Origin of the sequence: Chlorogloea sp. CCALA 695 (assembly GCF_003003885.1) — a bacterium.
In the GTDB taxonomy this organism is placed as follows: domain Bacteria; phylum Cyanobacteriota; class Cyanobacteriia; order Cyanobacteriales; family Chroococcidiopsidaceae; genus Aliterella.
The window spans coordinates 1-14,851 of sequence record NZ_PVWN01000082.1; the positions used below are offsets into that span (position 1 = coordinate 1).

Consider the following 14,851-nt stretch of genomic DNA (forward strand, 5'->3'; position numbering starts at 1 on the left):
TTGTCTGACTCACTGGGGTGTTCCTACTTGCTTTACTTTACCCCACACTACCTCATCTTTTTTATGCGGTAGCCCTGCTTGGGACATCTCAAAAAGGAGTAGGATCACAATAAATTCCTACAGTTGGGCATGAGTTCAATATGTCGATACATCCCCAAAATATACCTGACATACCCATTGAAACTACACAGGTGGCTCGTGCTGCCTTTCCAAAGGGAAATATTTACCTACGGATACACGATACATTAGGCGGTTGTTGCAAAAAATTTCTTGTTGTCAATAACCTGTAATAGTTGACAATCAAGTCCCACATATATTGTTTAGTTACTTCTAAAAACGCTACATGTGGAATATAGCTGTCAACAACTGAGGACTATTGCAACTCAATAATTTTTTGCAACATAACCCTTTCCTCCCTCTTACTTGTTGCTATATCTGCTTCCCTAAGTTAGTGGGATAGGTTCATATTGAGCGTTTCGACTGTACTATGCGTCAACGTATTGCTCGGTTGGTGAGAAAGACACTTTCGTTTTCCAAGAAATTAGAGAATCATATTAGTGCTATTTGGCTTTTTATCCACCCTTACAATAAATCCTTATATGTTTAGCACTGCCCTTAGTGTCAACCCCTATTGCATTTTTAGTCAGTTTCTCCTTCTTCTAAACCAAGATCAACAGGCGTTAGCTTGTATCTCAAGAGTTGGAATGTTCCATCTGGCTTTACTCTCTTAATCTCAATTTTTAAATCAGTATTGACTTTAAAACCACCATTTTGAAAACTGATCGTTCCATTAGCAATCCAAGCAATTACTTGCCTCAAACCGCGCCTTAACCCCTGTTTATAGACATTCAAAATCTTTTCATCAATTAAATCTACTGCATTCTGAAAGTCTTCACTCGGATACTTAGTATTTGGCAAGTCTACGCCTAGAGATTCTACTACTGCAGCTTTTGCTTTACGATAAGTTGCACTCGCAGCCCTAACTGATTCATTTCTATAATTAAACATATTATTACCAATTCGAGTCAATTAAATTGAAAAGCTTCAGTACAGGATTACAACAGATATGACAAAATCGCAATTCCTTTATCATCACCTGTTGTTTTTAACCAAATATCTTTTTTGCTTAGGAATTGATGTAAGTCATCCTGGGTATACTCTCCTGTTCGGATATGATGAAATATTTTACTCAAAGTTCGTGATATCTGTAAACCATTGGCTGTAACAAGCTTTTCTGCAGCCCCATCTGTAAAAGCAGCTACTGCTGTAACGTGCTGAACGTCAAGAAAGCCATAGTGAATATCCTTGTCTGTAATATTCTCTGTTACAAAAGTAGTTTGGTTTGCAAAATCTCCTTTTCCTAATGGGCCAATTAATTCCAAAGCTTGGTCTTTTTCAATTACTATGGAACCATCTCCAATTTTTAGCCAAAATAATTTAGATTTACCAATTATTGTTATTAACAAAGTACATTTAAAGAGATCAATAGGCTCTTTTTCTACCTGTGACAGCTCTTGAAGTATTCCAATTGTGTACTTTATAAAGCGATAAGCATATCTTTTATCAGCATCTATTTCTTGTTGTCTATCTTGATCTAAAAATTCTTGGTTAATATCTTCTATAGATGCTATAAATCGATTTAAGTATCTAACTACAGCACTTGATCCAAAATGAGACAGTCGTGCGCTTCCTGCACCATCTGCGACAAAAATAGCAGGTCTTGGAACCAATACAGCTAATGCAGCATCTTGACAAGGGATAGAAGGATTTGCCTTTAAATGTGAACTTCCAACAACAGCATCAAAAACCCTTCGCCATTTCCAATCTGTCAATTTCTCTTGAATATCTGTAAATTCTTCCAAAGAAGCTAATGATTGGTCTGTCGAGACTAACTGGGTAATAGTTTCGTCTACAAATGTCTCAGATTCAGTCTCGGATATTTTAGGAACTTTTATTTCTGTAAATAAAGTAGTCTGTGATGTATTATTCGTTACTACTAAAGCGTCTTGCTTAATGCTTGAAGATTCAGATGTATTTGAAGTAGCCTGCTCAGATTTAACGCATTGCTGTGTGGCTATCTCTTGTTGGTTATTAACTTCTGAAAGAGATAAATCAAGAATACTTAACTCAATAGAATTTTTAGATTCAGCTTGTTTTTGATCAGCTAAACTAGGTATTTCATTCGATCCACTAGCTAGTAAAGCATTTTCAAAACCCCTATTTAATGCAGTGTTAACATTGGCAGTTGGAACAACCAGTCGTTGGCTTTTGTGATGTGAAAACTGTGTTGTATTAGTAAAATTTTTAGAATTAGATTTGTCAGTGTGAGGACTTAGATTACTTTTTTTAGACTTATTTTTAGACTTAACGTACTCTATACAATCATCTGATATAGCCTCCTTACCGTCTCTTTTTTGAATATCACATAACTCCTTTATAATTATTGAATAAAAATAACCATCATTTCCTATTTTCTTAACTACAGATGGACTAGCTCCTGGGAAGTTAGCTAAAAACTCTTTATATTCTAATTCTGTGAGCTGGACTTTCTTCTGTTTGTTTCCCATTAACTCATCTCCCTCGACTAAATGCTCCTCACTACTATTGAAAGCAACTTTAAAAATTAATGTATTTAAGTAGTGCTTTAGATTCTGAAATAATTTGTTGATTAACTCCAATTTCATAATTAAAAGCTTTCCCAGCCATTAGTCGATTGTGTTGCTTGAAAACTGACTCCAGGAGTAGATTTGGTAATTACTTCCCCTACACTCTGAGAGAGCCACTTAAAAAATTCTTGAAATTTCAGCCCTGTAAGTTGTCTGGGTGGGTTGTCAGATGGACAAAACTCAGAGAGCTTGCTGAAATTACACGAATCTCCAATACCAACTGCAATTACAAGCATTTTCCTCGTTTCAGCTAACTGGCGTAGCTTAGTTGCAGCAACTTTATAATTATCAGTAGGTTCCCCATCGCTCATTAATACTAACCAAGGCTGATAATAGGAAACGCCGGAGTTTTTATATTCCTGTTTACGTTTTTCTAAAACCTGAATTGCTTTATTTACAGCTTCGCCCATAGGCGTACTTCCAGTAGCAGACAGCGTAGATACGTCTACCTGCTGAACAGATTTAATTGGAACAATTTCTTGGGCTTTTCCACCAAAAGTAATGATGCCTATATCAACAGCATAAGATGCGAAATCATCTTGCATAACTGCTTGAATAAACTGATTAACTCCTTCGTTTAACTCTTTTATCGGTTCTCCATCCATACTTCCACTAACGTCCAGAACTAGCATACAGGGACAGCGTGGAGTAGGATTGTCAATTAAATCATCATAGAAATTCGTAGGCATAAATTTTTTCCTTTTCTAAATATTAATGTTCATCATCTTGATTCTGTTTTGCTTCTTTCGGCTTAACTTCTTTGGCGTTGTATCCCTTTTGCATTGCATGAAGATATTTTTCCAAAGCATCTTGCCATTCGGCAATAGATGCGCGCTGAGATGGTTGTTTAACACCATCCTTTAAAGTTTTAATAAACAGGCTCTTCACACTGTATGTTAAATGACTCCAAATATTGTACCAATCTCCTTTTGGAATTGCCCCTTCATATCCAGGTCTTACACCTCCTCGACCATAGGGGAAACTACTATTTCTTAAATTATCTACAGGATTGCCACCACCAATATTGTCATAAGGATGCCGACCCAGCATTAAACATTGAAACATAAGAATTGCTAGAGAAAAAAGATCACTTTCAACTGTCCTTATAACCTGTTGAAAATCTTTTCCATGATGTTCTATCGGAGTCATTTCGGGTCTACCAACAGGGCAGTAATAAATTCTATTAGTTTGTTTTATTTGATAACTATCTGCATCAATTAGATAAGGTTGAAATGTTTTAGAATTACAAATAATGTTCTCTGTATTTATATCACCAATGTATACTTGATTTTTATGCAAGTCCTCCACAATATTCAATAAGGTTAGCAACATTTGAACTATATTAATTCGGTTCAGATTCGGAAAGTATTTTTGGTAAAGCATTGGATGTGCAAGTTTTGTCAAGGGTACCCCTTCACCCTTTTTCATTGCATATCCAATCCACTCAGCATTTTTATCGAAAACTAGAATTCTTGGCCAAGCGATATTAGAGTGAAAGAGTAATTCCTCCATACTAATTTGTACTTTTATTTTTTCTTGAAATTCTGCCCCTCTCTCTTTGAACTTATCGGAATGAAATATCTTGACAACTTTATTTGGTTCTGAATCAACTAAATAAACATCTCCTTGACCCCCTCCTCCAACTTTTTCTCCTAACAATCGACCTTGACCTTTAGCATCATAAACATCCATAAACTAGCTCCCGGACTTAACAATTAAAATTTCATTGGCTAATAATTGACATTCTTTAGTAGGAAAAAATTGATAATGCTTGAAAGGTGTAATTATTATTTACGGTCATTTTTGATTGGATATATGCAGTTACCTCAGCGAGTATTACAATATTTTCCGTTTCAATAGAAGTAATATCTAATTGAATCTGTTTGATTTGCTGCAAAACTTCGTTGATCTCGATGTTTAGAAGTTGTTTCATATGTGTACAATTGCTGTCAATTAAAGCTTAATAATATGCTGACTAAAATTAATAGAGTTTTAACCTGGATAGTGAAGACTTAATACTCATTATATTCGTTGCATCAATTTATTAGCATCCGTGAAAACTAGCAAGTTTAAAAAAACTAAACTTTACAAGCCGAATTTTTACGGATGACTTATTTTCTAAAAATAGTTAGCTTGATCTGTAATCGCAACTCATTTAGATTAATTAATATGACGAATAAGCCCCCATTCATTAGACTTTTATCCTAGTCGAGTCTAGTTTCTTCAAATATTAAAAAAGGTTTACTGATGCTATATTTCTCTTTTGTTACTCTCTGAAAACTCTTACTATTTCTGAGTTCCAGAGCTTCTATATACAAAGTAATTGCAAAATTTTTTCCTAATAATAAATACAATGACCAAGTTTTTGTAGTAAGATAGCTTGGATTGATTGCCTGACAAAGCTTTTAAAGATTACCCTCTCGGAGAGTGACAGAAAAGGGAGAATAAATTGAGTAATAATTTTTATGGTCGCAAACAAATACAATTTATCCGGCTGTTTGTTACGCTCGATGTATAAGACTTGATTAGAATTCAAAGAATACATTTAAGAAAAAATCGTGTGGCTGGAGTTTTTTAGCTCAATGGAATGGTAGTAAATACTATAAAAATAAGGGAGAATAAGAATAAGCTAAGATATCTTCATAAAGGTAGATTAGAGAACGTTCTAACGTAAGTTAATCAAAAATTCCGTTGCTTTGCTTGCGGATGCGATCCAAAGAGTAGTCGATAAAGGTTATGAACCCAATTTTGCTAATAATTCTGCCCTGATTCACGCGGCGGTGTTTGGGTTTGTTAAGGAGCAAACTAAGCGAGGTTGGTCAGAGCATACAAATGAAGCAGAATATCAGGAGGCGCTAAAAATAGCGCGTCACTTTTTCTTGCGTTTACAGGAGCAATTGCAATGGCGACCCAAGCGTTAGGCAAAGCAAAGTAGTTTATAGCTTTTGCGTATAGCCTTTCATAGAAGTGTCTATTCTTTACAATCAAAGATCGTAACTACCATCTAATAGTTTGCTCTGCTAATTGCTGATGAAAGTTTGCCTGCACGAGTTGAAATCTTTTGCCTGAACCATTAAACAAACCAGCCTTTAATAGTAACCAGTCTTCGCCTGCTTTTAAAGACTCCTGTGCTATTTGATCTACAATTTCTCGTCTCCAACCAAAACTTCCTATCGGACCCCAAAATTGTCTTAATTGCTTTTCATACCAGTCACTACAAACCAAAGCCAAAAGATATTCAAATCTATCGAAGCATTTTGTATAGCGATCTTCTTGAGGTAAAAAATCTCGTAATGGTTCGCGAAGTATTTTGTGTAGGTAATCGCTAAGTGGTGTGTGTCGTCCGCCGCCTTCATTAAGTAGTTTTTCGGCAACCTTGTTGTCCATAATTGACAAAGTAAATAAAGCAAAAGCAGGCGGTTTGCTCCTCTCTAATTCTCTAACTTGAGGTTGTATAAGTAAGCCAGCAAAAGTATCGTAGCGTCCAGAAGCAATCGCGGCTATACCTCCTGCGTAGAGTATTACAAGTGCTGGATACAAACTAAGACTTTTCCATATTTTTGTACCCGACCCCCCGGTTTTTGGCTCATGGACATTAGCAACTCGTTCAAGAGTATCTATCCATAGATATTCATGCGATTCTTCTCCCCAATAGCATCCAGTGACCATCATAGCCACAAGTATTTCTGTAACCGACTCATAATCCTTCACTCGCTGTATAAGCGCTTCGGGGCTATGTGGTATGGATAAGGAAAAGCGATTGGAGGATAACTCACTATAGACTTTTTCCACTTCTTGCATTACCAAGTCGTGGAGGCGAATTCTGTAGCGATCCTCAACGAGGTCTTTTTTCAAACGAACAACGGCAACTTTTGCAGAAAGTGGGTGAGGTTTCTCAAGTTCCTGCAACGCGAAAACTTTTTCTGCCAACTCCTCAAAAAACGAGTCCGCATCCCGAATTTGGACAAAGACCCCTCCTCGAAGCCCAAATAAATCTTTTGCTAACCCCTTCGGTTCCCTTCTAGCTGCCCAGTAAGTTGTGAATCGGCGGTTTGGGCAGCGCTCAATAGCAGAGCGCAAGGCAGTATCCCATTCTCCAGACCATCCGCATACAATTAACCCAAACTCATCAAAAACTCGATCCAACAAACTATCCAAACGCTGATCGTATTGCTCAAGCTCAGTAGGAGTGTTCTTGATACGAGTGTCGAGGTAGTCGCCGTGCATTTTAATAATTGAACACTTTGTATGCGTGAGAGGCATAGCTCCGTTTATGGCATCTGGAGTATCGATCACTGTAGGATTAATCCCAACTTCTTCCAGAGCCTTCTCCATCAAACGGTCGAAATTAGTTGTTAAGATTACTCGAATGTACCCCTCCGCAACTAAACTTGCTATTGCCCTATGCGTTGCTGTTGGCATTTTTAAACCTTGTTCGCGGTCTTCTGAAGTAGGTTCAAAGTAATTTTTTAGTAACTGACTACGTTCCGATGGTGACTTAGCAATCAAGTCAATAAGCTTGGAATAATTAGGTTCTTCTTGATATTTATTTCTGTACCAGGTAGCAGCATCGGGTTGGCAATCTTCACTACTAAGAAGGGCTAATTTACGAATTAAATCCAACACTACTTCCCATCCTGTAGGAATTCCAGCCGACCTAGATACCCCTGAGCCAAGAAGCAGTGCGTAAACTCCTTGATTCGCGTGAATAGAAAGCGACAGCGATAAAATTGGGTCGATCATGCCAGTAATCAATAAATTTATTATTATTTGTTAGTAATTTGTTTAGATAAAGCTCAAAGATGTGATCGCACATCGTTATCCAAACCAAGTTCTTGCAAGGCAATCTTTGTTTCCTCAAGCCTTTGCTCGGAAACTTCACCATCTACAATTACCTCTACTTTGAGCTTCAACTTTAAGTTTTTGTTAGCAGCAAACTTAGATAACACCTTGGTATAAAACTGCGTCCACTTTTGCGGCGCAACCTCTCCCGACCAAGTAATCTGATTAGATTGGGCAGGCAGTGGAGAAGGTGGAGATATGATTATAGGTGGGTCAACAACAGACTCTTTTTTCACGTTAAAACCGACAGAAGAAGAGATTGCTTCAACGGTCACTGTAACGGTAAAACTGCCTTGCACTTCTCCCACAATCAATGTCCCTTGAGAATCAATCATACCCCCGGTTGCTGTCCACAAAACTCCAGCAATCTCAATATCTCGGTCGTGCTGGTCAAAGCCTTGCACGGTGAACGTCTGTCCTTGTTGAGGATTTAAGGTAACATTGCTGGGGGAAATCGCCAATGTAGTTAAGCGCGGTGGGTCAGCTTGCTCTTTTTTGTACTGCTCGGCATCTTCCGCTTTGATCAAATAAATATCATCAGAAATTTCAACGGTGTCCGCACCAAAGCTGTTTTCCTGAAAGTAAAATGGCTGATATTTACTATCAGGTGCTTTACCCACATAGGCAAAGTCGCCTTCTTTAACACCTTTAGCAATAGTCTCCTTAATCGCATTAGCATTAAGCAATCGGGGGAAGCTGGGGGACGAAAAAAAGGCATCGCGGATGGCTTTGGTACTCCATTCTTTAAACGCAGGCGACCAATTACGCGATAAAAAACGAGGGACAATACTCTCTTGAATATCGTCTCCCGTCTTCAGCCGATTGATAATAATCGCCGTCATCGATTTCGAGGCATCTGCACTGCTAGATGTGACTAAGCCTAAGTCAACAGTACGAAGCGCATTACCTTTTCCTAATAGGACAATGTACTTATAAGTACGCCACACAGCTTCCGTTGCATCGCGTTGAGCTTTCTTTAAGTTCTCCTCAAGCTGCCGCTTTTGTACCCCGTTTAAGTTATCCGATTCTTGTTCTCGAATATCCTCCCAAGCTAAAACTTTACGAGCCTCATCTCTAAGTACGTTATTAGAGGCAGCGATTGCAAAAATGACGGCACTTTTGTAAGTACGGTCAGTCATACCTGATTCGCGGATAATTTTTTCAATTATTGGATCATCCTTAGAGCGATCACTGGATAGGACAGCTAAAGTCAGCGATGGAGTATTGGGAATATCGCCTGATTGTTCGGGAAAGTAGCGAACATCTACGTCAGGAATCCGAGTAAATACTTTTTTGATTTCTGCCTGAACGCGAGTGCTGATACTCTCATCCTGAACACTGGCGCGACGGTCTGCTAAAATCTTATTCAAGTTTGGCGACAAACTAAAGTGATACTTGGTGCTTTCGACAGTCAAGTAGTAGCAATCATTTTTAAGCGTATCTAGGACAATTTCAACGCTACCAATATTTAAGTTGGGGTCAGCGATCGCTAATCGCACTTCTGGTAAAGTTGCTTCTGCTCGGACTACGCCGCCATTGGACTCAAAGAAAATAGTTGAAGCTGCTTTGCGGTGCAACCGAGCTTTTTTAATCTCATCTTGTGCTTCAGCATCTAGGCGAATAGCATGAGAGCCTTTCTTTCCACAAATATCAGTTGTAACTGCTGTCTCCAATCGGTTTTCACCCATCTGCTCAAATACTGCCGAGCGGAACATCGGATCATCTAAGGGTGCGCTGCCTAAAGTAATTAATGCTTCTTTATTATTATTTTGGAAGCCTTCTTGATAGGCGCGGGATACCCAAAGAGCCAATAAGCGCAGAATGCCGCGCGTCCGTTGAAATCTAGGTAGCGCCGCCCACTTGCGCTCAAAAACTGATAGTACGGTGGGGTGAAAGGGATAGGTCGCTGCGAAAGCTTCGTAGGCATTATCGATAGGAAACCAGCTAGGAAGTTGGCTGCGATTTTCTACTACCCAATCTGCATATTGGTGGCAAGTTGCGACCGCATCTTTGGGCAGCATGATTTTACCTTCCGCCGTTACCGCCCCATGGTCCCATTCAAATAGCCTTCTACGGATAATTTCGGAAGCTTCTGCTTCGGCAGACATCACTACTGCTTTGCCCACGCGGTCGAGCATCTTTTTGAAGCGTTGCTCGTCTTGCTCGTCTTCGGCAGTGTATTCCATCACTGAAGCTGGGATAGAGGCAATTAAAACTATATTATCTTCGCCTCTAGCTGTTTCCGATAGTGCCTGCATAAAGTTATAAAGGCGATCGTTGTAACCTTTAGTGCGGTAGCTAGAGACGTAGTTAAGAATCTCATCCATCAAAATCAAGCATGGCTTATCTTTCGGCAAAAAGGCGCGAATAACATCGCCTTTAGGTTCGACAAACTGGGCATCGTGTTCGGCAACAATTGCAAAAGCTTCTTCACCGCCTAACTGGAAAGCAATTTCACCCCAAGGCGTTTTGCGTAAGGGCGTACCATCATCACCACCGCGACCTCTAATAGAATCAAATTCTGTACCGACAAATACAGCCACCGCCGCTGTAGGTAATGTTTTGATATCTGCTTGAGCGAGAATTTTATTAACGCCAGTCCAAGACTTAGCAGCCTCTCCGTTTTGTGCCAAGTGGTAGAGCAAAGTTAGTGCGTGGGTTTTACCGCCACCAAACTGAGTTGCCAGATTATAAACGGCATTGGCTTCGGTTTTAATTCCTGATAAGCGGCGTACAACTTGCCCAGAAAATTCTGTTAACCAACGGGTGAGATAAGTGCGACTAAAGAATTTTGCTGGGTCTTGATAGTCACGAGGAGCGCGATGTTCGCGGACGTGATCTAGGTTAACTGCAAATTCTGAAGCATCAAGGGGGCGGTTTTCGCGTAAGTCTTCGCGGGGGATAAGTCCCTCAACTTTGTACCAAGGTTTAAGTGCCATTATTTTATGTTTTTAATAAGTAAGTTTAAAAAATTTGAAAAGTTCCAGTATTTGTATCTAATTCCCACCACTTAAAGAAACCAGTAGGAAATATAGCCAATTCATTTTTACTTCCGACAACTACAAGAGTTTCGCCACTAATTGCTATACGGTCGGCTATAGACATAGGTTTGATAACGCTGTTGCCTAAGTTTTCAATTGCATAAATGCGATCGCTGGGACTTCGGCAGTAACAAAATACGATCCTGAGTGGAACTCGAATGCAAAGCACTTTCCATAACGAGTAAGCGATACGTTCGTGATTATTCTCTAGTTCGATCACAGCGATAGGAAACTGCCATTGAGCGTTATTGGCAAATGCCATGACATCAAGTGCTAAGAATTCGCTAGAGGCAATACTCCTATTAGCTAAAGGGTGTCCTTTTGCTGAAGCTTGCCAACCCAGTAATTGGCAAGTAGCTACAACGGCGGCGGTCATACCCTTTGTCCAGTTGCTTAATCCTACTAACTGCTTTAGCGATTCGGCGTAGTTTTCTTGATGCAGAAGTTCTTCAAATGTAATTTGCCATGTTTTAGCAATGCTTCGAGCCATTATTTGGTTTCCTCTAGTTGAAGAGTAATTTTTGTGAAGTTTTTAATTGCCTGCTAAAGCTACAGTCCCAGCCCCTTCTTCCGAGCCAGCAATCCATCGACCCAACGTTTTTCATCAGATCCCGTAGGATAAAGCGCTGAAAAGGATTGAGCTAGTTGCCAAAACTTACTATCGTTGCCAATCCCTTCATCAACTAAAAAGCGTTTAAGTGCTTCGCTGCGTCCTGAGTTAAATAACAACATCGCCTGGTGTACTTTGTCGCAGACGGTTTCGCCAATACGAGTAAGTTTGATTTCGCCATGCTCGTCTTCAGGAAGATCGGGGAGTATGCCTACAAGTGTTAATTGTTTATTGCCCTTGCTTTTCTTCTTGGTAGTGGCATCCGGGATGATGCCTTCTTTACCAAATAGGTAAGCGCCGCGTTCTCTGACGGGTAGCAGACGAGCTTTGTCACCTTTGACTTCAACTAAGTGGGTAAGGTTTTCCAGATGTGCGCCGAGTCCTTGGGCGATTTTACGGGCAGCATCGTATTCAAGGACAAAGCCTGTTACCTTTGCTTTTTTGCCAGTGGTATCTTCTTCATCTTCCTCAATTGCATCTTCTGGTAAGGGTAGTTTAGATGCTTCTCCATCGCCAGCCGATAGAGTCCATAACCACATGGCGGTCAGACGGGCATCTGCTTCAAAACTAGAGGTGTCTGCGTCTTTGAAGATTGTACTAAGTGCTTCTTTAGAAATGGCCGCCCAGACATATTCAAGGTATTCCCGTAATGGGACTATCTCACCACTTGCTTTCTCAACACTGGAATAACGGGAGAAAATTTCTAGGGCGGGACCTAAGCAAGCAAAAATGGCATCGGCTCCGACTACGCCTTGCTCAGTAAGGCGTGGCATCCATTCTTCAATTCGTTGTGGTAATTCTTGCAACACATCGCGCCAGTCTCCGATTTCTTCGCGTAGTGTGCCATCAGGGTTTTCTCTAGGACGGCAAACGAGGTGTATTGATGATGCAAGGGCGGCGGAGTTTATAGCTCTAAGACGATTACCCATTTCAGTATCAATTGTCCATGAGCCTGTAAAAATCCAACCAGCATCGATCATTGCTTGTAATTGGGCTTCCCATCCTGCTGTAGATTTGTGAGCAAAAACAATAATACCTATACCATTAGGAGCCAGCACTCGCCGACCTTCTGCCATTGCCTTACCCATCTGCTCTTCAAACCATTCACCATTTTTGTGAGAATATCTAAGCGAGTCCCAGCCAGCCATCTCGCAAATTTCTTCATTTTTTGGAGATAGTTTACTCTCAAATAGAATTGGATGGACTTCTCGTAAATTTCGTCTTAGTAGAATATAGAAAAAGTCTGATAAATCAGCATAGGGGACTGCATTATAGTAAGGAGGATCAGAAAAAAAGCATTGCGACGCATCATTAGGTAATGGGTGATTTGTAGCACTAAATTTTTCAACATCGCCTATCCAAGTTTGCTCATATTTGCATTGTTCAATTGCATATGCTGTTCGCTCATACATACTCAGCCAAGATCCACTTGAAGTAGATAAAGGTGTGGATTCTGCAAAATCCCACAGCATAGGAATGGCTTGTCTACCAAAAAGATTGACAGGGCATTCGGCATCAATTTTCCAACGTACAAGAGCATTACCAAGGTCGGCTTGCTTATCCATAGCTAAAGCCAATAAGGTTACAACTGCAACTGCAATACTATCTTCAGATACAATCTTTGATCTAACTGTATGAATTAGTTGAGAGAAAACTATCAAGTTTAAGTTTTGTCGCTTTGTATATATACTCCCCCAAGTGGAGTGACCATATATCGGTGCATTGAAAACTCCACTCATCACAGGCAAAACTTCATCAGGTACAAGAGGAATATCGCTTTTATGAGCTTTTTGACGTTTTTCTAGCTCGGTAATAACTTTTTTCATAGCGCTAACCTCTCTCTCTTTTGGTAACTGATAAAACCTGCCTTGTGAACCTGGTTTTATTAACACCACACAAAGAAGTCTTGCATCTACTGCACCGCCACTACGCTTTTTCAGCTGCTTTCTCACCGAAGCTACAGGCGTTGTATAACCACTTACAGGACAAGTTCCTGAACCCCTTGCCACTGTTCCTTTTTCAACCTCTTTCTCATTATTTGGCTCAAAAATCTCCAACAGTGGACGGCGCACCTTGCGCGTTACCCCATCTGCATAAGTTACTTCCACTGTCTCAGTTTCGACAATGCCTTGTTTATCCCGTACCCAGCGCAAAGCCTTATATCTACCAACCTTCTTCGCCAACCAGAGACTTCGCATTAGTGGCACTTCTACAGGAATGCCCGTGCCATCATCGGGAGCTTCAGAAATAATTGTTCTTGCCCACAAGTAAGCGATTGGCGTACTGCCATCAGGATCTTTAGGGTAAAATTCTGCTAACTCTTTCTCAGCTTCTTCCTTAACCCACTGACCCCATTTCCGTACCTCGTCTGCCAAACGCTGCCCATACTTGGGTATATATTCCAATACCACCTTATTTAATAGCACCGCCACTGGATTAAGATCGCTGGCAAAAGCATCTGCTCCTACCCGGAGCGCTTCTAAGGGAATTGATCCGCCTCCCGCAAACGGGTCAACTACCAATGGTCGCGTCCCAACTTCACCACCTAAAGCTTCGTGTGCTGCCTGAGTCAATGCCCGTGCTGTCTCTAAATAATCGCCTTGGGTGGAGTTATCCCAGTTGGCAAAGTCTGCAATGAAATCTAATAGTAAAGAGCGCAACGCACTCAAGTGCTGTAAGTTATTGGTATCAAGCTGATTTCCTGGCTTTACCAATGTCTTCCATTTACTCCAATTTTCGGACGAACAGTGATTTGCTAACCCTTCATCCGTTGCCGCTTTTTTAGCAAACTTTGTAATAATTTCTGCGGATTTATCTCTAAATTCCTGCGGACATAATGGGTCAGCCGGATCGATCCACAAAGATGCACAAATTACCGCTCGACACGCCGCCAAAGGTCGCCGCGCCCACCAAATATGCAGCGTTGAAATATGCCCGTGACGAATTGATTTTTCTCGCCGCGCGTGGGCAGAAATGCGCTTGATGGGTAGGTCAACTTCAATTAGGCGTTTGGGGTAGGTCATAAAGTGGAATGAATGGAGATAACTTGAATACTTTGGGTACGATGAATAGACTTGTTGGGCTTTTCGTTGGTGATAAACTCTGTCGCCCCTACAGAAACAGCAGCCGCTACGTGCAGTGCGTCCATTGCTCCTAAGCCAAATTCACTTGCTTCTCTGTAAGCATTGCGAATAATCAAATCTACGTCGATTGCCCAGTAATGAACAGCACTGAAAAATGCTTCATAAAAGCGAATTTCTTTTTCGCGCTTATTGAAAATTACTTTGGGGAGAATTTCTAGCTTCAAAAATATACTAGAAGCAAGCTCTCTATTAGAGTCTTCAATAATTTGCAGTGCTGCTTCGGCGATCGCATCTTCTCCCCGTGCTGCATAGATTAATACCCCTGAATCAAGGAGAGTGCGAATCATTAGTTTAATTTCCCTGATACCCACCGCGCCGATCGGCTTTCTCGCAGTCGGCTTGTTCGGGAGTTAGCAACTGTTCTCCAGAGGCAATAATTTCTGCACGAATTTCTCGTAAACGGTTTCCGAGGGGCGAAACTGCCGTGTCTTTGGGCAATGATTGCCGCTCTTTGACGTGACGAGAAAATTCTAAAAAATCAACAAACTCAATAACTTTTTCTTGCTCCTCTGGTAGCAAGGTTTCTAACTTTTTAATCAATAGCTCCTT

11 protein-coding genes and 1 pseudogene are annotated in these 14,851 nt (G+C 40.6%); 2 read left to right on the top strand and 10 right to left on the bottom strand.

Translation table 11 applies throughout. The features are described from left to right. Positions 1-463: 463 nt before the first annotated feature. Positions 464-607, top strand: a pseudogene (locus C7B70_RS23150) (IS1 family transposase); the annotation flags it as partial. Positions 608-639: 32 nt separating this feature from the next. On the opposite strand, the gene C7B70_RS23155 reads toward C7B70_RS23150, so the two are convergent. From C7B70_RS23155 to C7B70_RS23170, 4 genes are read right to left on the bottom strand one after another with little or no spacing between them, the layout of a single operon-like run. Further along, positions 640-1,029 carry a hypothetical protein gene (locus C7B70_RS23155; RefSeq protein WP_146134151.1) on the bottom strand — a complete coding sequence of 130 codons (390 nt, stop codon included), beginning with the start codon at positions 1,027-1,029 and terminating at the stop codon, positions 640-642. 26 nt (positions 1,030-1,055) lie between these two features. Further along, positions 1,056-2,684: a PP2C family serine/threonine-protein phosphatase gene (locus tag C7B70_RS23160; RefSeq protein ID WP_106371299.1), complete on the bottom strand. Its 1,629-nt coding sequence runs from the start codon at positions 2,682-2,684 to the stop codon at positions 1,056-1,058. Between the two features lie 2 nt (positions 2,685-2,686). Continuing rightward, complete coding sequence (locus C7B70_RS23165) at positions 2,687-3,355, bottom strand: VWA domain-containing protein (protein WP_106371300.1); 669 nt, start codon at positions 3,353-3,355, stop codon at positions 2,687-2,689. 22 nt (positions 3,356-3,377) lie between these two features. Next, entirely contained in the window at positions 3,378-4,358 is a 981-nt protein-coding gene (locus C7B70_RS23170; protein WP_106371301.1) for a hypothetical protein, read from the bottom strand. 1,004 nt (positions 4,359-5,362) lie between these two features. On the opposite strand from C7B70_RS23170, the gene C7B70_RS23180 reads away from it, so the two are divergent. Continuing rightward, complete coding sequence (locus tag C7B70_RS23180) at positions 5,363-5,587, top strand: hypothetical protein (RefSeq protein WP_106371303.1); 225 nt, start codon at positions 5,363-5,365, stop codon at positions 5,585-5,587. A gap of 76 nt (positions 5,588-5,663) precedes the next feature. On the opposite strand, the gene C7B70_RS23185 is transcribed toward C7B70_RS23180, so the two are convergent. The 6 genes from C7B70_RS23185 to C7B70_RS23210 all read right to left on the bottom strand — a co-directional run. After that, positions 5,664-7,409 carry an SIR2 family protein gene (locus tag C7B70_RS23185; protein WP_106371304.1) on the bottom strand — a complete coding sequence of 582 codons (1,746 nt, stop codon included), beginning with the start codon at positions 7,407-7,409 and terminating at the stop codon, positions 5,664-5,666. A 53-nt stretch (positions 7,410-7,462) separates the two neighbouring features. Beyond that, the gene (locus C7B70_RS23190; protein ID WP_106371305.1) at positions 7,463-10,447 is read right to left on the bottom strand and encodes an ATP-binding protein; all 2,985 of its coding nucleotides are present in this window, start codon (positions 10,445-10,447) and stop codon (positions 7,463-7,465) included. 25 nt (positions 10,448-10,472) lie between these two features. After that, the gene (locus C7B70_RS23195) at positions 10,473-11,039 is read right to left on the bottom strand and encodes a hypothetical protein (RefSeq protein WP_106371306.1); all 567 of its coding nucleotides are present in this window, start codon (positions 11,037-11,039) and stop codon (positions 10,473-10,475) included. Between the two features lie 59 nt (positions 11,040-11,098). Next, the gene (locus C7B70_RS23200) at positions 11,099-14,182 is read right to left on the bottom strand and encodes a DUF1156 domain-containing protein (protein WP_106371307.1); all 3,084 of its coding nucleotides are present in this window, start codon (positions 14,180-14,182) and stop codon (positions 11,099-11,101) included. Next, positions 14,179-14,589, bottom strand: coding sequence for a PIN domain-containing protein (locus C7B70_RS23205; protein WP_106371308.1), 411 nt, complete (start codon positions 14,587-14,589; stop codon positions 14,179-14,181). The genes C7B70_RS23200 and C7B70_RS23205 overlap by 4 nt, the downstream gene beginning before the upstream one ends. A gap of 4 nt (positions 14,590-14,593) precedes the next feature. Further along, positions 14,594-14,851: hypothetical protein (locus C7B70_RS23210; RefSeq protein WP_106371309.1), on the bottom strand; the 258-nt coding region annotated here is incomplete at its 5' end.